The 16,072-nt window shown below is 52.8% G+C and carries 18 protein-coding genes and 1 pseudogene; 4 read left to right on the top strand and 15 right to left on the bottom strand.

Annotation, left to right across the window (positions count from 1 at the left end; all coding sequences use genetic code 11):
* Positions 1-9 precede the first annotated feature (9 nt).
* The 3 genes from ACUVOF_RS14365 to ACUVOF_RS14355 all read right to left on the bottom strand — a co-directional run bounded on the left by ACUVOF_RS14365 (position 10) and on the right by ACUVOF_RS14355 (position 2,297).
* Positions 10-954, bottom strand: coding sequence for an ABC transporter substrate-binding protein (locus tag ACUVOF_RS14365; protein WP_447045023.1), 945 nt, complete (start codon positions 952-954; stop codon positions 10-12).
* A 106-nt stretch (positions 955-1,060) separates the two neighbouring features.
* The gene (locus tag ACUVOF_RS14360; protein ID WP_447045022.1) at positions 1,061-2,029 is read right to left on the bottom strand and encodes a GlxA family transcriptional regulator; all 969 of its coding nucleotides are present in this window, start codon (positions 2,027-2,029) and stop codon (positions 1,061-1,063) included.
* 13 nt (positions 2,030-2,042) lie between these two features.
* A complete protein-coding gene (locus tag ACUVOF_RS14355; RefSeq protein WP_447045021.1) occupies positions 2,043-2,297 on the bottom strand; it encodes a DUF333 domain-containing protein in 255 nt (84 codons plus the stop codon).
* A 217-nt stretch (positions 2,298-2,514) separates the two neighbouring features.
* Here ACUVOF_RS14355 and ACUVOF_RS14350 point away from each other — a divergent pair, with 217 nt between their 5' ends.
* Positions 2,515-3,003: a pyridoxamine 5'-phosphate oxidase family protein gene (locus tag ACUVOF_RS14350; RefSeq protein ID WP_447045020.1), complete on the top strand. Its 489-nt coding sequence runs from the start codon at positions 2,515-2,517 to the stop codon at positions 3,001-3,003.
* A gap of 40 nt (positions 3,004-3,043) precedes the next feature.
* Positions 3,044-3,556, top strand: a complete 513-nt coding sequence (locus ACUVOF_RS14345) for a CAP domain-containing protein (protein WP_447045019.1) — start codon at positions 3,044-3,046, stop codon at positions 3,554-3,556.
* Positions 3,557-3,571: 15 nt separating this feature from the next.
* Here the strand turns inward: ACUVOF_RS14345 and ACUVOF_RS14340 are convergent, their stop codons facing one another.
* A complete protein-coding gene (locus ACUVOF_RS14340) occupies positions 3,572-4,057 on the bottom strand; it encodes a CreA family protein (RefSeq protein ID WP_447045018.1) in 486 nt (161 codons plus the stop codon).
* A gap of 263 nt (positions 4,058-4,320) precedes the next feature.
* Positions 4,321-4,761 carry a universal stress protein gene (locus ACUVOF_RS14335; protein WP_447045017.1) on the bottom strand — a complete coding sequence of 147 codons (441 nt, stop codon included), beginning with the start codon at positions 4,759-4,761 and terminating at the stop codon, positions 4,321-4,323.
* Positions 4,762-4,969: 208 nt separating this feature from the next.
* Between ACUVOF_RS14335 and ACUVOF_RS14330 the strand changes: the two are divergent.
* Positions 4,970-5,140, top strand: a pseudogene (locus tag ACUVOF_RS14330) (LysR family transcriptional regulator); the annotation flags it as partial.
* An 81-nt stretch (positions 5,141-5,221) separates the two neighbouring features.
* Positions 5,222-5,872 carry a LysR substrate-binding domain-containing protein gene (locus ACUVOF_RS14325; RefSeq protein WP_447045150.1) on the top strand — a complete coding sequence of 217 codons (651 nt, stop codon included), beginning with the start codon at positions 5,222-5,224 and terminating at the stop codon, positions 5,870-5,872.
* Between the two features lie 11 nt (positions 5,873-5,883).
* Here the strand turns inward: ACUVOF_RS14325 and ACUVOF_RS14320 are convergent, their stop codons facing one another.
* The 10 genes from ACUVOF_RS14320 to catA all read right to left on the bottom strand — a co-directional run bounded on the left by ACUVOF_RS14320 (position 5,884) and on the right by catA (position 15,721).
* The gene (locus ACUVOF_RS14320) at positions 5,884-6,687 is read right to left on the bottom strand and encodes a universal stress protein (RefSeq protein WP_447045016.1); all 804 of its coding nucleotides are present in this window, start codon (positions 6,685-6,687) and stop codon (positions 5,884-5,886) included.
* Between the two features lie 37 nt (positions 6,688-6,724).
* The gene (locus ACUVOF_RS14315; protein WP_447045014.1) at positions 6,725-7,912 is read right to left on the bottom strand and encodes a benzoate/H(+) symporter BenE family transporter; all 1,188 of its coding nucleotides are present in this window, start codon (positions 7,910-7,912) and stop codon (positions 6,725-6,727) included.
* Positions 7,913-7,990: 78 nt separating this feature from the next.
* Positions 7,991-8,722, bottom strand: coding sequence for an ABC transporter ATP-binding protein (locus ACUVOF_RS14310; RefSeq protein ID WP_447045013.1), 732 nt, complete (start codon positions 8,720-8,722; stop codon positions 7,991-7,993).
* The gene (locus ACUVOF_RS14305; RefSeq protein ID WP_447045012.1) at positions 8,719-9,486 is read right to left on the bottom strand and encodes an ABC transporter ATP-binding protein; all 768 of its coding nucleotides are present in this window, start codon (positions 9,484-9,486) and stop codon (positions 8,719-8,721) included. Before ACUVOF_RS14305 ends, ACUVOF_RS14310 begins: the two co-directional genes overlap by 4 nt.
* Before the next feature lie 3 nt (positions 9,487-9,489).
* Complete coding sequence (locus tag ACUVOF_RS14300) at positions 9,490-10,557, bottom strand: branched-chain amino acid ABC transporter permease (protein ID WP_447045011.1); 1,068 nt, start codon at positions 10,555-10,557, stop codon at positions 9,490-9,492.
* Between the two features lie 12 nt (positions 10,558-10,569).
* A complete protein-coding gene (locus ACUVOF_RS14295) occupies positions 10,570-11,430 on the bottom strand; it encodes a branched-chain amino acid ABC transporter permease (RefSeq protein ID WP_447045010.1) in 861 nt (286 codons plus the stop codon).
* A gap of 65 nt (positions 11,431-11,495) precedes the next feature.
* Positions 11,496-12,668: an ABC transporter substrate-binding protein gene (locus ACUVOF_RS14290; RefSeq protein WP_447045009.1), complete on the bottom strand. Its 1,173-nt coding sequence runs from the start codon at positions 12,666-12,668 to the stop codon at positions 11,496-11,498.
* Between the two features lie 102 nt (positions 12,669-12,770).
* A complete protein-coding gene (gene benB, locus ACUVOF_RS14285; RefSeq protein ID WP_447044997.1) occupies positions 12,771-13,259 on the bottom strand; it encodes a benzoate 1,2-dioxygenase small subunit in 489 nt (162 codons plus the stop codon).
* 33 nt (positions 13,260-13,292) lie between these two features.
* A complete protein-coding gene (locus tag ACUVOF_RS14280) occupies positions 13,293-14,660 on the bottom strand; it encodes a Rieske 2Fe-2S domain-containing protein (RefSeq protein WP_447044996.1) in 1,368 nt (455 codons plus the stop codon).
* An 89-nt stretch (positions 14,661-14,749) separates the two neighbouring features.
* On the bottom strand, positions 14,750-15,721 hold the full coding sequence (gene catA, locus ACUVOF_RS14275; RefSeq protein ID WP_447044995.1) for a catechol 1,2-dioxygenase: 972 nt from the start codon (positions 15,719-15,721) through the stop codon (positions 14,750-14,752).
* Positions 15,722-16,072: the final 351 nt, after the last annotated feature.

Genomic DNA, 16,072 nt, shown 5'->3' with positions numbered 1-16,072 from the left:
AACGTGCGATTAAGCGCCGAACTGAGCCCGTACCTGCTCAATAGCCGATTCACCTTCGCGGGTTTCAACGCCTTCCAGCCACTCGGCAACGGTATCCAAGTTGTTCTCAATCCACTCTTGGGCCACTTCATCAGCAGGACGCTCTTCATAGCTGTATTCGTGCACCCACTCGTTTTGGTCTTCGATGGCCACGACGTATTGGGACAAAAAGCGGTGCGCTTGGGGGGCTTCCTCAGCCAGGCTAGCAGGGGTAATGGTCCACACCGTGCTTTCAATAGAGGCCACACCCGCGTCATCGCTATCCGCTAAGTAGGCTAAATCGAAGCTTACGTTCATCCAGTGAGGTTCCCAACCGACAAACGTTACCCATTCCTCATCAGCCATTTTTTGCTCCGCCTGGGCAAGCATGGCCGAGGTCGAACTTTCGCGCAGTTGCCAATCGCCCAGGCCCGCTAGGTCGTTGTCGATCGCGTTAAGAATCGCCTCATTGATCCCGGTGCCCGCTTCGATTCCCTGTATTTCACCGTCGAACTGATCGTAATGGGCTGCCAATTCAGCCACCGTGGTAACACCGGCATCGTAAACGTACTGAGGCACCACCAAACCCGAATTGGCGCCACTGATATTGGAAACCACTTTTTCTACTTTCCCGTCGGCGACCAACGGCTCAACCATATCCGTCTGTACCGGATACCAGCCGCCTAAATAGATTTCCAAATCGTTACGCGATAAGCCCTCAAGAATCACGCTCACGGCCAAATCTTGTTGACGCGTTTCGTAACCCATCGTCTCCAACAGTTGAGCTGCCACTTCTGATTTAACCGTGACACCAGGCCAAGGCGGAACACCAAAGCGTAGCTCATCGAGCTCCGCCATGGCAGGCATAGCTACCAACGCAGAGAGTAAACATCCTGCGCTTAACGATAACGACTTGGTATTGGGAGTGAAAGACATTGGGCTAAACCTCTTATTAGATGGGTTTAGCTAGTATGCGCGACTGCCTACCCACTACCAGGCACCAAGCGACAACTATCAGACATAAAGCGACATATACTAGGCCTTAAACGCTTTTCTCGCGCACTTGCCGGGGCGAATACCCATAATGCGTACGGAATGACCGCGCAAAGCTCGACGAAGAACTAAACCCGCAGGCCAGGCCCACTGCCAACACCGCTAAGTCGGTCTCTGCCAGTAGCCGCCGGGCGCGCTTAATACGCAACTGCAAGTACCACTGTTGTGGGGTCATGTTGAGCTCTTGTTCAAACAAACGCTGCAACTGCCGCACTGATACATCCACACGCTTTGCCACATCGTCTAACGCTAGCGGTTCTTCAAGGTTTTGTTCCATTAATGCCACCGCCTCGACAACGCGGTGGTTGTGCGTGCCTAGCCGCTTCACCAACGCCATGCGCTGCTGGTCACTGCGAGTGCGAATACGGTCATGAATCAGTTGCTCGGAAACATCGATGGCCAATTTTGCGCCATGGCGCCGTGCAATCACTTCCAGCGACATATCCATCGCTGCCGCCCCGCCCGCGCAGGAGAACCGACGCTCTGCCAGTTCATACAACTCATCGGTCGTATCAATACCCGGAAAGCGTTCACGAAACGCAGGCAGGCTTTCCCAGTGCAGCGCGACCCGCTCGTGCTTTAGCAACCCGGTGGCGGCGAGCAAAAACGCCCCCGTATCAATGCCACCCAAACAGCAGCCCGCCTGATCCAGTTGATGAAGCCACGCCATTAAGGGCCGGGTAAGATGCGCTTCCGGGGTAAAACCGCTGCATACCGCTAACGAAGGCAGATGGTGTACATCGGCCGTTGCCTGATCTGCCATCAGGGTCATGCCGTTAGATGCCGTCACCGGCCCGCCATCAGCGCTAATCAAGGTCCAATCAAACAACGGGCGATTGGCTATGCGATTAGCGATCCGTAGCGGCTCCACCGCCGAAAAGAACGCCATCATTGAGTACTGCGGTAATAACAAAAAGCCCACCATTTCTGGCAGCGAGCCTTGATAATTAAGACGCATCGCAATGCACTCGCTAGTCATTGTCCAGACGTTCAGAGCGATAAAGCTGCCACTGATTTTCTACCCGGCCATCAGGCAGGCGGCAATAGCGGCCGGTGCCTAAACTGGTTTCTTGAACCTCGGTCTCACCACCGAGGCTTCTGCAGTACTCAGCGGCGTATTGTGTCATCTGGTTTTGAGAAGGAGGCGCTTCCTCCCCCGTCGCACAACCGCCGAACAGCAGTAGCGCTACGATTGAAAAATAGCGGTATATAGAACTGATGCACATTGGCGCCTTCCTCCCTGACCATATAATTAATCGTCACTCTGATTCTGGTGAGTCACCTGCAACACATCAAGCGGGATGATACTTGGTGAGAGGTTTAATTCTTCAATAGAGCATTTGCCGATGTCGAAAATGGTAGCTAGGCTGTAGCTAGTCATCTTTAGCGTACAAGCATTGTCGATGACCATTTGAACATCCAATTCATAAGGAGAGTGAAATTATGTCCAGCCCTGAGCATAAGCAGAAGATCTGGGGAATGATCAAGGATATCAAAGTTGGGATGCTCGTCACCTTGGACAACGACACACCTCGCGCACGGCCAATGCACCTGGTTCAGGATGAGTATGACGGTACACTTTGGTTCTTCACTCGTCGCAGTGCTGAAAAAGTGTTTGAAACAGAAAGCGACCACGACGTATGCCTAAGCTTCTCCGATCAGGAAGATGGTGTCTACGTTTCGCTATCGGGTAAAGCCAACCTTACCGACAACCGTGAGTTGATCGAGAAATACTGGAACCCTTTTATCGCGGCATGGTTCCCAGAAGGTAAGGACGACCCCGACGTCGCTCTGCTAGAAATTAAGGTGCAAATGGGAGAGCACTGGAAGGCCAAGGAGAGCAAAACATTCCAACTCTACGAGATCGCCAAAGCCAACATCAAAAAAGATGCGACCCCGAACATGGGCGAAAATGAAAAGTTTGGCGGTTAAACAAATGCTGATGAGCCCTTCTATCAAGGCGCTTTTCAGCTTGAGTATATTAATGCTCATGGGCCCAAGTGGCTCATGGGCTTCTGACGAATCGCAAGGTAGCGAAGCCTCCCGGCAGAGCGAATGCGAACTCACCGATCAGAAGCGGGAAATGCTTTCACTGGTGAACGAAGCACGTAGCCAGGCGCGGCAATGTGGCGACCAACGATACAAAGCTGTGGAATCGTTAGCTTGGAGCTGCAAGCTTGAAGCTGCTGCCGAGGACCATTCAAAAGATATGGCAGAGAATGACTACTTTAGCCATACCGGTCCGGATGGTGTCGGGATTCAGCAACGTATCGAAAACCAAGGCTACGTATGGCAAGTAGTGGGAGAAAATATTGCTGCAGGTCAGATGTCAGCCTCTGCCGTGGTAGAAGGCTGGCTAGAAAGTCCCGGCCACTGCCGCAATATAATGAGCGATGCCTTTACCGAAATGGGCATGGCAAACGCCGAGGATTCAGAGTCGCGCTACTCAACCTACTGGACACAGACGCTAGGCAATCCACGCTAAGTGCCCACAAGCTAATTATTGCCCGCCAAACTCACCGTAATGGACAGCAGTGATCGCATTTTTAGGCGAGCCATCGACCAGCTTGGTGCTGTAGGTCAGGTATACAAAGGTCTGCGTTTCGGTATCGTGCATGCGGACGACACGCATATTTTTGAAAAGCGCCGAGCGGCGTTGAGTAAAAACCACCTCTTGGTCCTCAACATTAGCAGGGTCGAAGATAATTTCTCCCGTCTGTCGGCATGCCACACTGGCCTCACTGGCTTCTTCAGCAAGCCCTACAGCACCGGTGATTCCGCCAATCTGGGAATAGGAAAGGTAACAGGAGATGCCCTGCACTTTCGGATCATCGAAGCGTTCCACTTCAATGGTATTGTTCGGGCCAAGTAGTTTGAACTCGGTTCGCACACTACCGATGCTGGCATCTTGAGCAAGTAGCATAGTTGGAAATAGTGCAAATATAATAATGAGCGTCTTTATCGCGACGCCTTTAATGAAAAACATAGGTAGCTTCCTTGGTATGTCCTTTTCCCTAGATTAGCTGGAAGTCACAGCGCGTTCATGGTGTTAGTTTTGGATGAAAGGTCCGCTCTTTAAAAACCTGCTGGACAAGCGCGTTCTTCGAACACTAGGCGCTGTATAAGATACTCGCCCAACACCTTACTAGTATTTTCAAGTGTTGCGATCAGTTCCTGCGGCCAAGTACTTCTTAAATCACCAACTTGACTTAACATAGCTTGTTAATGATTTACTCGTTAACGACGCTGTTAACTCACCGTAATCACTTGGCACTTTGCAGAATGGCTCACCTTATGCGAGACACTGCCAATAACGACACCAGCGAAGTCGCTCAACCCTCGACTTCCCATCACAATGGCATCGATATCTTTGGCATTAGCGGTATCTAAAATTACTCGAACTGGATCCCCATGCGTTAATATTTCTTCTATATGCTGAGCGCCCTCTTCCTGTGCTGACTTAACCGCCTGCTTCAGCAACTGCTCGCCCGATTTTTCCCTTTCAGCGAGGGTAGCGCTGGCATCAACAGCACCAACACCCCATACCAGCGTGGTGGTAGAATCAAACGTTTCAGGTACATGTAACAAATAAAGCGTTGAGGCTTTTTTATCTAATAGCTTGCAAGCCACTGACAACGCTTGTTTGGCGTGTTCTGAGCCGTCAATGAGGACTAAAATTCGAGTATACATGATTGGTCGGCCTCTATTGGTTCTGCCTTGCAGTACTAAAGTCGTAGACAAAACTTAGCTTTCAGACGCGTAAATACTGGTAGCGTTATAGCGCCTCGTTGAGCTGATTTAAAAAATTGTTCGGTTGCTTGAAAATGCATCCAGCTTGAAAGCAATCGAATATTAAAACCAATATTATTTAAGAAGTTACTCATACCTTGGAGGTATTATGGAGCTACGCCACCTGAGGTACTTTTGCGTTGTGGCCGAAGAACTTAACTTCACCTGTGCCGCTGAACGATTACATATGTCACAGCCGCCTCTTTCGCGCCAAATTAAGCAACTCGAACAAGAAGTAGGGGCTGAACTATTTGAACGAAGCTCTAGAGGCCTACGCTTGACCCCGTCAGGTGTCTTTTTTCAACAGCATGCATTGCAAATATTAGAAAAAGTAGAAGTTACCATAGACGCGACGCGACACATGGCACGTAGCAAGCGTGCGCTATTCGGCATTGGTTTTGTACCCTCGGTATTTTACGGACAGCTCCCTATGCTCGTGCGTGATTTACGCCGCATGGATAATGTTGAACTCTCGTTGGCTGAGCTGACAACTGTACAACAAATTCAAGCACTTAAAGCGGGTCGTATCGATATGGGATTCGGGCGTTTACGTCTTGATGACCCAGACGTCGAGCAAGAAATTCTCTTCGATGAACCATTAATTGCAGCTCTTTCTAGCGGCCACCCGTTAGAAGGCACCACCCCTACCTGCGAGGAACTGGCTCGCTATCCGCTCATTCTCTTTCCCGCAAAACCGCGCCCTAGCCTTGCCGATATGGTACTAGGCATTTTTCGCCGCCAGGGTTTAAAGGTTGAGGTGGTCCAGGAAGCAAACGAGGTTCAGACAGCGCTTAGCCTTGTCGCTTCGGGCATTGGCATTACGCTGGTTCCCGAACAGGTTAAACGCGTCCAGCGGGATGGCATTACCTACGTAGCATTGGCAGACAAGACCATATCTTCCCCCGTCATTTGCAGTCGTCGACGAGGAGAAAAGCCCTCTCCCCTTATGCTGGAAGCCAACACTATTTTAAATGTGCTCGTGGAAAACCGCCGCACTGGCCGTTACCCTTAAATCTCCCTAAGTCATGGACGCAGTACTGCTACAGGGCAAGAAGTTTCATGCAGTACTTCATGACTAACACTGCCGGCCACTACTTGCGAAAGGCCACTTCGGCCGTGGGTGGTCATGGCAAGCATCGTGTTATGACTACTCGCTAAGTAGCTAACGATAGAGTCAGCAGGGTCTCCATGTAGCACCTCCCAGTCAACCTCAAGTGCTTGCTCCTTCTCGACACGGCGTGCCAGAGCGGTTAGATAGGCTGACTCCATGACATCAGTGTGCCCTAACGTTGTTGGCTTTCTAGCAGCGGCGGTATCTATCACTTGCAGCAGTTGCAACCGTGCTCCTAAACGCTTCACCAAGGCTGAAGCATAAGGCAAAATTTGCTCTGATAGCTTAGAGCCATCGACACAGACGGCTAATACATCAACTCGTTGGTGAGTATGACCGTCATAGCGAGGTCCGCATAAGTAGACCGGGCGATGGGCACGGCGCACAACACCCGCGGTTACGCTGCCTATCAGCATCTCCGGCACTGGACGACGCCCATGCGCCATCATACATAAACCAGCGTCCTCGCGGCTGGCAAACTCACCGAGGTACTCCTTGGCACTGTCATGCGCAACCACGTCGATGGCTATATGTTCAAAGTGGTGAGCAAGCAGGCGCGCGTTCAGGGTAGAACGACGTGTGGCTATTTCATCCTTGTTAGGCACCACTGAGATGGCTCTTAAATCCGCCGCCAACTGCGCCGCAAACTTTTGACCAAATGCTAGTACACGCAGGGAGTCTTCACTATCGTCGATCGCCACAAAGATCTTGTCCATGGTCATACTCCACCTACCGATAAAGTCGTTAATGTTGTTATTGGGTTTTATGGTTAAGTGGGCGATAACGCCGGTGCAGCACGTTGTAAGCAAGCGCCCCAACGATTACCCCCCAAAAAGCTGATCCGAGCCCTAAAAAACTGACTCCCGACGCCGTGGCAATAAAAGTAATCACGGAGGCTTCTAGGTGGCTCTTTTCAGTGGCAAAAGCACTGATATTGCTACTAATGGCGCCGATTAGAGCAAGACCCGCCAGTACGGCCACGAACTCTCCTGGCAAGGAGGTAAACAGCGCCACAATGGTGCCAGCAAAAATGCCACCAATAAGATAGAAGACCCCGTTCGCCACACCTGCGACATAGCGCTTATCGGGATCTTCGTGCGCCTCCTTGCTGGTGCAGATAGCTGCCGTAATCGCTGCAATTACCGTGGTAATACCGCCGAAAAAAGCAGTAACAAAAGACGTTAAACTGGCCACGGTAACGATCGGTCTGGCGGGTGTTGAGTAACCTGAGGTGCGCAGAATTGCCATGCCAGGTAAGAACTGCCCGGTCAAACTGACCAATACCAGCGGGATGGCCAAGCTTAAGGTAGCGCTCCATGTCCAGTCTGGGCGGATAAACTGTGGCTCAGCGAATTGAACTGTAATGCCCTCCAGACTTGCCCCTTCTAAAAAAACAGCCAACGTAACACCGGCTACTAGTAACAACACCAGGCTGTAGCGCGGCGTAAGCCGTTTAAAAACGAGGTAAGCGATAATCATACCAATCGCTAATGCTGGCACACTTTCCAAGGAGACGAAGACGCCTATGCCGAATTGGAACAGGATGCCCGCCATCATCGCACTAGCAATGCCCGGTGGGATCATTTGAATAATACGATCAAAGGAGCCTGTGATACCGATCAAGAACATGATCATTGCTGCTGTGAGGTAGGCCCCTACCGCTTCATTTAATGACAACTCAGGAAATAGGGTTACCAATAAAGCAGTCCCAGGCGCCGACCATGCGGTCACCACCGGAACTTTCAACCACAGGCTCAGTAAGATGCCAGAGACAGCAGCACCGATTGAAATGGCCCACACCCAAGACGTCATCATCGTCATAGATATTTCAGCGCTCTGAGCCGCCTGAAAAAAAATGGCGAGTGGGCCGGAGTAAGAGACCAGCACTGCCACAAAACCAGCGGTGATCGCAGGGACCGACCAGTCCTTATGTAATTGCATGCAATAAATTTCCCAATGCCGAGGAGTTAACAACTAGCCGTCATCGGTTCCGGCAAGCGCTTACTTGCCGAAACCGCCTTAGGCAACACCGAGGTGGGTTTCAAGGATCGAAGGATCGTTCTTTAACCCCTGCGAATCACCGCTGTAGACCACCTCTCCCTTAACCAGTAGTAAGTGTTTTTCGGCAATACTGAGCAGGTTATCGATATTTTTATCGACGATAATGGTAGAAATACCGGTGGCTTTGATTTCGCGAATGATCTTCCATATTTCATCCCGAATCAGCGGTGCGAGCCCTTCTGTCGCCTCATCAAGAATTATCAGGTCAGGATTTGTCGTCAACGCGCGGCCAATAGAAAGCATCTGCTGCTCCCCGCCCGAGAGAAAGGAACCGTCGTGATTGATACGTTGACCCAAGCGTGGAAACGTATCCAAGACGCGCTCTAGCGTCCAAGGCGATTCCCCCTTTTCATTAGGCCGTGCGGCCATAATGAGATGTTCACGCACGCTGATACCTGGGAAAATACCGCGCCCTTCTGGCACGTAGCCAATACCTTGTCGAATCAATTGCCAAGGTCGGCGCTTAGTTGCTGAAACGCCCTTGATAAGGACTTCGCCACGCCGTGGCGGGACAAAACCCAGAATCGACTTTAAGGTAGTCGTCTTGCCCATTCCATTTCTTCCCAGCAGACTCAGCGTCTCGCCGGGCATCAGGATCAAATCCACCCCGTGCAAAATATGGCTCTCACCGTAGTAAGTATGCAGTCCACGGGCATCAATCAGTGGCGTACTTGCTTGCTCTGTGGTCATGCGGTTGCCCCCTCATCATGACGCCCCAGGTAGACATCACGTACCTTTTCGCTGGTGCGTATCTGTTCTGTCGGACCACTTTCCAATACACAACCATCGACCATCACGGTAATGCGATCGGCCAAGCGGAAGACCGAATCCATGTCATGCTCAATCAACACAAGCGTGTAACGATCCGTGAGACTCGCGAGCAGGTCGGTTACTTGAGCAGTCTCTTCACGGCCCATCCCCGCCATCGGCTCATCAAGTAGCATCAGCGACGGTGCCGTCGCCAACACCATCGCGATCTGCAACTGGCGCTGTTCGCCATAACTCATATCTGATGCGGTCGTATGAGCGCGATGGTTCAACTGGCAGGTATCCAGTACCTCTCTAGCCCGCTCGCTCACGTCGTGTGCTGTTTGTCGCGAACGCCAGCTGCCAAACACCCCACCCATATGAATACGCGCAGCCAACTCACAGTTCTGTAGGCAAGTGAGACGGGGGAAAATATTGGTCTTCTGGTGGCTGCGGCCAATACCCATTCGAGCGACCTGGCGCGCGCTTTTACCCTGAATCGGCTTACTGCGATAAAGCACTTGCCCTTCAGAAGGCGGAATCTCGCCAGAAAGCAAATTAATTAATGTGCTTTTACCCGCTCCATTAGGCCCCAAAATGGCATGTATCTCATTGGCCCTAACATCAAAATCAACTTCATTAACCGCTACTAAACCACCAAAGCGTCGGGTCAAACCATGGGTGGCCAAGACAATTTCATCGTGCATGGCTTAGCTCTCCTTACGCTGTGGAACGGGCTGAGCGGAAAGAGCTACCGAAGCACTCTCTTTTCCGGGCTCAGCTGCAGAGGCTACTTGACGTTTGCGGCGCCAGGGCGGCGCAATAATCAAGCCTGCAATGCCTCGTGGTAGCACCAGCACGGCGGCGATAATGGTCAGTCCCATCAGGATCGGCCAGTGAGTAGTGGCGTGCTCATAGAGATAGAGCAAAATCTCATAGGCAAAGGCACCCAAGATGGGACCGAAGATGGTACCCATACCGCCTAAAATCAGCATCATTAGCACTTCGCCAGAGGTGTGCCAGCCAAGCTGAGCCGGATTAGCGAAGCCGTACTGCATCGCTGCTAACATGCCAGCAATCGCTGCCATTACCCCAGCGATAACAAAGGCAATCAATTTGTAACCGCTGGTGGCGTAACCCAATGCCTGCATCCGGTGCTCATTGTCATGAATTCCGTCGAGCACTTGGCCGAAGTAGGAGCGTGTCAGCCAGCGTAGAAAGAAGAATCCGATCAGCAGCAACCCCAAACAGAAGTAAAAGAAACTGTAAGGATTATCCAGATCGATCAATGTATTATCTCCGATCGCCAAACTGGGACGGAACATAATAAAAACGCCGTCGGTTCCGCCGGCAAACTGGGATGTGCTGATGAAGTAGTAAAGCATTTGACCAAATGCCAGTGTCGTCATAATAAAGAATATGCCTTTCGTACGGATAACTAATATGCCTATTACTAATCCAAAAAAGGCAGAGACGCCCATGACAAGAGGCAGCATCCACCACATCGATGCGGGACTAAAGTCAGGACTGGCTAATGCAAGCGTGTAAGCACCCAGGCCGAAGAATAGGGCGTGCCCGAGGCTGACTAAGCCAACGACGCCGACCAACAGATCCAAACTCATGGCAAACAACGCCAGGATCAACATTAATGTCAGTTTCTCTAACATAAAATTGGCCTGACCACCGAAGACAGCTTCTCCCCAGAGAGGAAAAGCGGCCACTAACGCTGTTAATACCAGCATGATGAACGCAACGCGCTTGGGGTATCTATGCAACATTTCTTATTCTCCTCACGCGAATAGGCCGCGCGGTTTTACCAGCAATACCGCCGCCATAATCATGTAGATCACCATACTAGCGAGACTGGGGATGAGCACCGCACCAAAGGTGGTGGCCATGCCGATAATAATGGCCCCCCAAAAAGCTCCTTTAATCGAACCAATACCGCCGATAACCACGACCACGAAGCAAGTGATAAGAATGCTATCGCCCATGCCGGGTGCAATGGAGGTGAGCGGTGCGGCGATCATTCCGGCAAAAGCGGTTAGCGCTACACCAACACTGAAGATAAGCGTAAAGAGAGTGCGCACATTGATACCCAAGCCTTCGACCATGTCGCGATTAACGGCGCCGGCACGAATGATGATGCCCAGACGTGTATGGCGGATCACCCAATAAATCACCCCTGCTAATGCCAAGCAGACGCCCATCACAAAAAGGCGGTAAACCGAATACTGAAGGTTGTCGGTTAGCTGAATACTAAAATCAAACGGCGCGGGCACCGCAATACGATGCACATCCCCACCCCAGATAATGCGCTGCACTTCATTGAGTACTAGAATCAGCCCAAACGTTAACAGTACTTGATAAAGATGATCGCGCTTGTAAAGCGTATCGAGAAACAAGCGCTCAATGATGAGCCCCAGTGCAATAGCAATAGGAATAGCCGCCATGATGGCCAGCCAAAAATTGCCCAACCGCAGGGTAAGGTCGTAAACCAAATAGGCACCGATCATATACATGGCGCCGTGGGCCAGATTGATAATCCCCATAATACCGAAGATCAACGTTAAACCGCTGGCAATCAAAAAAAGCAGCAGGCCGTACTGCAGCCCATTAAGGAGCTGTACGCTAAAAAATGCGAGATCCATAAGATCCCTCCGAGAATCCGAGTGAGGGGCAGGTGATCCCCGCCCCAATGTGACTAAAGATGCCGCTACATCTGGCAGGCTTCGTCGGGTACTTCAAGATTCTCGGCAGCGATACTAACAACCTCATGCTTGCCGTCTCGGATCTCGCGCAGATACACGTTTTGGATAGGATGGTGGGAGTCAGAAAAGCTGAGTGGCCCACGTGGACTCGCCAGTTGCACATTGGCTAATACATCGATCAAGCGCTCTTGATCTGATGTATCCCCTCCAAGCACGTTGAGAGCCTGGACCAACATCATTCCCGTATCGAAGCCTTGTACGGCATAGGTATCGGGGGTTTCACCATAGGCATTTTCGTAGGCTGAAACGAAGGATTGATTCGCATCATTTTCAAGGGTTTCCGCGTAGTGAAGCGTGGTCATAACACCTTCGCCTGCATCGCCCAGCGCTGTTAAATTACCTTCGGTAAGGAAGCCAGATCCTAGCAGCGGTATGCTCTCTTTGAGACCCGCTGCAGCATAATCACGAACAAAGCTGACACCGCCACCACCAGCAAAGAAGGTGTAAACAGCGTCAGGCTCAAGGCTGGCGATTTGCGTCAGATAACTCTGAAACTCGGTGCTCGGGAACGGCACTAAAATTTGCTCAACGATTTCACCGCCTTCAGCGGTAAAAGCTTCTTCAAAACCAGCAAGGTCTTCCTTGCCACCCGCATAATCCCACGTAATGGTCACAATCTTGCGGTGCCCTTGATTGTAGGCCACTTTGCCCATTGGATAGCTGTCTTGCCACATGCTGAACGATGTGCGGAAAACGTTAGGCATACACAGTTCATTAGTAGCAGCACCCAATCCCGCGTTCGGAATAATTGTGATGGCCCCGGACTGTTTAGCAACACGCAGCATTCCCATGGCAACGCCCGAGTGTACCGGGCCGATGACGAAGTCAACATCGTCCCCGTTGACTAAACGACTCATGTTTTGTGGCGCTTTGGACGGATCAGCCTCTGAATCCAGCTCAATGTATTCTACTTCACGTCCGCCTAACTGACCGCCTTCTTGCTCGATGGCTAGTTTTAAACCGTTAGTAATGGCTTCACCAAGCGCTGTGTAGGTACCGGAGTAAGGGAGCATCAAGCCGAGTTTCACCGGGTCTTCATTGGCGATGACATTACCCGCTGACAGCATGGCAGTGGCGCTTAACAGAGTGGCTAGGGAGGTCTTTTTAAAAGTTTTCATTATGTTTTCACCAGGGTTCAGTTGTTGTTCATTTGTTTTGCTAACCCGATATCGCCATAGGCGTTATCAAGCTCAGCGACATCCCTGTCACATCAGTGCCAATTAAACGTGGTACACATCAATGACCTGATGGATATAGTCGTTATTCAGCTGCACGACCTTTCTTGTGATCAGCGGGCTCTCTCCCGACACGTCCAGGGTGTAGAACGAGGTGCCGAAGAAGCTGTCGGTCTTCTTGTAACGGTGGTTCAGCGTGTGCCAGTTAAACCGTAGGTTTACCGTGTCACCCTCTTGCGACAGGATTTCCAGGTTGGTGATCTGATGGGTGGTGCGCGGTTCCGGCGTGCTCGCCCCGCTGCGCTCGGTCTTGATCCGATACACCCGGTCTTCCAGCCCTTCGCGGTTGGGGTAGTAGATCAGCGAGATTTCGCTGTGCGGGTCGCGTGTCAGTTGATCATCATCATCCCAGGCCGGCATCCAGAACTCGGCGTCCTTACGGTATAACGTGAGCCACTCATCCCATTCCCGGTCGTCCAGCAGACGCGCTTCGCGGTATAGGAAGGCTTGGATCTCGTGATAGCTAATGCTCATGTCACTTCTCTCCTCTCGTCAGGCGCGGGGCGCTTAGGCGGACGCGGTGGCGATAAACTGACTGCGCTCTTTGTTGATGGCGCGCAGCATTTCGTCGACCCAGTGCTTGTGGTGCAGCACGTAGAGCCCTTCGTCTTCCGGCGAGGCGCCACTGAGCAGGGGTTTCATGTCGATCGCTTGGGCCGTTTCGTCGGCGCCTTCGATCCACTGTTGGGCCCCGCGGGAGAGGTCGTTCCATTCGGCCAGGGCGCCGTTGTAACCTTCCTGACAGGCGCGGAACTCTTCGAGGTCGTCGGGCGTGCCCATGCCGGAGACGTTGAAGAAGTCTTCGTACTGGCGGATACGCACACGCCGGTCCTCGGCGGATTCGCCTTTGGGCGCGAAGCAGTAAATCGTCACTTCGGTCTTGTCCACGGCGATGGGACGGATCACGCGGATTTGCGTGGAGAACTGGTCCATCAGGTAGACGTTGGGGTAGAGGCAGAGGTTGCGCGTCTGGTTGACGATCGAGTCGGCGCGGGCGTCGCCCAGCTGCTCCTGGATCCAGTCCTTATGTTGATAGACCGGACGGACTTCCGGGTTGAGCAATCGGGTCCACAGCATCATGTGGCCGTTGTCGTAGGAGTAGAAGCCGCCTTTGCTCTTCGACCAGCCGTCGGCGTCCACCGCTTTGGTGCCGCCGGCGTCGTAGTTGCGGCGCTCCATGGTGGAGGCGTAGTTCCAGTGCACGGAGCTGACGTGGTAACCGTCGGCGCCGTTTTCGGCCTGCAGTTTCCAGTTGCCGGTGTAGGTGTAGGACGAGGTGCCGCGCAGGATCTCCAGGCCTTCGGGGGCTTGATCGACGATGTTGTCGATGACCTTGGTGGTTTCGCCCAGGTGTTGTTCGAGCGATTGAACGTCGTCGCTCAGGCTGCCGAACAGGAAGCCTTTGTAGTTCTCAAAGCGTGGCAGGCGCTTGAGGTTGTGGGAGCCGTCCTGTTTGAACTGGTCGGGATAGGCGCCGTTCTTTTCGTTCTTGGCTTTGAGCAGTTGGCCGTCGTTTTTGAACGTCCAGCCGTGGAACGGGCAGGTAAACGTGCCTTTGTTGCCGCGTTTGCGGCGACACAGCGTGGCGCCACGGTGGGCGCAGGCGTTGATCAGGCCGTGCAGTTCACCCTGCTTGTCGCGGGTGATAATGATCGGTTGGCGACCCATGGTGACGGTCATGTAGTCACCCGGCTCGGCGACCTGGCTCTCGTGGGCCAGGAACAGCCAGTTGCCTTCGAAGATGTGCTTCATCTCCAACTCGAAGAAGGCGGGGTCGGTGAACATGCTGCGGTGGCAGCGGAAGATGCCTTGGGCGGGGTCGTCTTGGACGGCGCCGCGCACGCGGGTTTCGAGCTGATCAAGCTGCGTAGTCATGATCTCTCTCCTCGTATTGATGATGTCGCGCTGATATCTCTTGCGAAGGCGGGCCAAGGGGAAGGCCCGCCTTGCTCAAGGTATGAGGGTTATACCTTGGCGGTACCGGCGAGCTGGCTGGCGAGATCCTGCTCGTCTTCCTTGGCCCGCGGGCGGGCATGACGCACCTGCAGTTCGGGCGCCTCGGCGGGGGCCAGCGCCACATCGAACACCACGTGGGAGTAAGGGCCGTCCAGGTCGCGCTTGGCGATTTCGGCCGGGTCCTCGATCCGCTCGGCGGGGATAACCAGCTCTTCGCGGGTGGCAAAGGCGAAGTCGTCAAAGGTGTAGGGGTCGCCCGCCAGGTTGATCTGGGTGGTCAGGTGCTGGTGACCGGGGGCGGAAACGAAGTAGTGGATATGCGCCGGGCGCTCGCCGTGGCGACCCAGTGATTTGAGCACCACATCGGTCGGTGCGCCTTCGGGCACGCCGTAGCCGGAGGGAATGATGCTGCGCGCCGTGTAGCGGCCGTCACTGTCGGTATAAATCGTGCGGCGCAGGTTGTACTCGGATTGCGAGGGGTCGAAGAACGAGTAGCCGCCCTGGGAGTTGGCGTGCCAGATCTCGACCTTGGCGCCAGCAATCGGGGTACCGTCGACGTCGCGTACCTGGCCGGTCAGCCACATGGTCTCGCCCTCGGTCGCTTCATCGTCCAGGCGGGCAAAGCCTTCGGCTTCCGGGGCACCGGCGACATACAGCGGGCCTTCGATGGTGCGGGGGGTGCCGCCGACGCGCTTGGCTTCAGCGTCAATGGCGTCATGGCGCATATCGAGGAAGTGGTCAAAACCTAGCCCTGGCGAGAGCAGGCCAAACTGGGTCTGGCTACCCAGGGCATTGAGCAGATTAACCCCTGCCCAGTACTCTTCTTCGGTAACGTCGAAGTCGTCGATCAGCTTGAACAGGTCGCCGACCAGGCGATGGACGATCTGCTTGGCACGGTCATTGCCACCGGCTTGGTCAAAACCAGCAACGGTTTTGACGAATTCTTGGACTTCGGGGGTATCGAATATCTTTACGGTCATGGTGAAACCCTATCGTTGGTTTATTATCGTTGTCTTGGTGCCCGGCGATAGCGTCAGTATGTTCAAGGTGATATTGGGATGCGTCTATCTAGGGCCTAAAGACGACGGTTGTTGTTGTGCTCGGCCTTAATATCGGCTAGATCGCGGTTACCCGACCAATATCGTTTGAGTTCCTTTCCATACTTCATAGGTATCTCGGAGGGGCGCAATTTTGAATATTTGTGTTCTAAGGGGAATAGCCAAAAAATAGCTAACCTTTTATTTTAAAAGTGAAATCGTTAGAAATTAATGATAATTCTAATAATTACAACCAGTGAGACTCATCATTAATTAATCCTTTAAACCGATATA

This window comes from Vreelandella sp. H-I2 (assembly GCF_052959335.1).
The sequence above is the reverse complement of the archived record's forward strand: the minus strand, read 5'-3'. Positions and strand labels throughout refer to the sequence as shown.

What these genes read in the sequence shown, in the direction of transcription:
- ACUVOF_RS14355 (WP_447045021.1), bottom strand. Translation starts at nt 2,297, where the DNA reads ATGTGCATCAGTTCTATATACCGCTATTTTTCAATCGTAGCGCTACTG.
- ACUVOF_RS14310 (WP_447045013.1), bottom strand. Translation starts at nt 8,722, where the DNA reads ATGACCACAGAGCAAGCAAGTACGCCACTGATTGATGCCCGTGGACTG.
- ACUVOF_RS14365 (WP_447045023.1), bottom strand. Translation starts at nt 954, where the DNA reads ATGTCTTTCACTCCCAATACCAAGTCGTTATCGTTAAGCGCAGGATGT.
- ACUVOF_RS14335 (WP_447045017.1), bottom strand. Translation starts at nt 4,761, where the DNA reads ATGTATACTCGAATTTTAGTCCTCATTGACGGCTCAGAACACGCCAAA.
- ACUVOF_RS14280 (WP_447044996.1), bottom strand. Translation starts at nt 14,660, where the DNA reads ATGACTACGCAGCTTGATCAGCTCGAAACCCGCGTGCGCGGCGCCGTC.
- ACUVOF_RS14350 (WP_447045020.1), top strand. Translation starts at nt 2,515, where the DNA reads ATGTCCAGCCCTGAGCATAAGCAGAAGATCTGGGGAATGATCAAGGAT.
- ACUVOF_RS14305 (WP_447045012.1), bottom strand. Translation starts at nt 9,486, where the DNA reads ATGCACGATGAAATTGTCTTGGCCACCCATGGTTTGACCCGACGCTTT.
- ACUVOF_RS14360 (WP_447045022.1), bottom strand. Translation starts at nt 2,029, where the DNA reads ATGCGTCTTAATTATCAAGGCTCGCTGCCAGAAATGGTGGGCTTTTTG.
- ACUVOF_RS14320 (WP_447045016.1), bottom strand. Translation starts at nt 6,687, where the DNA reads ATGGACAAGATCTTTGTGGCGATCGACGATAGTGAAGACTCCCTGCGT.
- benB (WP_447044997.1), bottom strand. Translation starts at nt 13,259, where the DNA reads ATGAGCATTAGCTATCACGAGATCCAAGCCTTCCTATACCGCGAAGCG.
- ACUVOF_RS14295 (WP_447045010.1), bottom strand. Translation starts at nt 11,430, where the DNA reads ATGGATCTCGCATTTTTTAGCGTACAGCTCCTTAATGGGCTGCAGTAC.
- ACUVOF_RS14315 (WP_447045014.1), bottom strand. Translation starts at nt 7,912, where the DNA reads ATGCAATTACATAAGGACTGGTCGGTCCCTGCGATCACCGCTGGTTTT.
- ACUVOF_RS14340 (WP_447045018.1), bottom strand. Translation starts at nt 4,057, where the DNA reads ATGTTTTTCATTAAAGGCGTCGCGATAAAGACGCTCATTATTATATTT.
- ACUVOF_RS14300 (WP_447045011.1), bottom strand. Translation starts at nt 10,557, where the DNA reads ATGTTGCATAGATACCCCAAGCGCGTTGCGTTCATCATGCTGGTATTA.
- ACUVOF_RS14325 (WP_447045150.1), top strand. Translation starts at nt 5,222, where the DNA reads ATGGCACGTAGCAAGCGTGCGCTATTCGGCATTGGTTTTGTACCCTCG.
- catA (WP_447044995.1), bottom strand. Translation starts at nt 15,721, where the DNA reads ATGACCGTAAAGATATTCGATACCCCCGAAGTCCAAGAATTCGTCAAA.
- ACUVOF_RS14290 (WP_447045009.1), bottom strand. Translation starts at nt 12,668, where the DNA reads ATGAAAACTTTTAAAAAGACCTCCCTAGCCACTCTGTTAAGCGCCACT.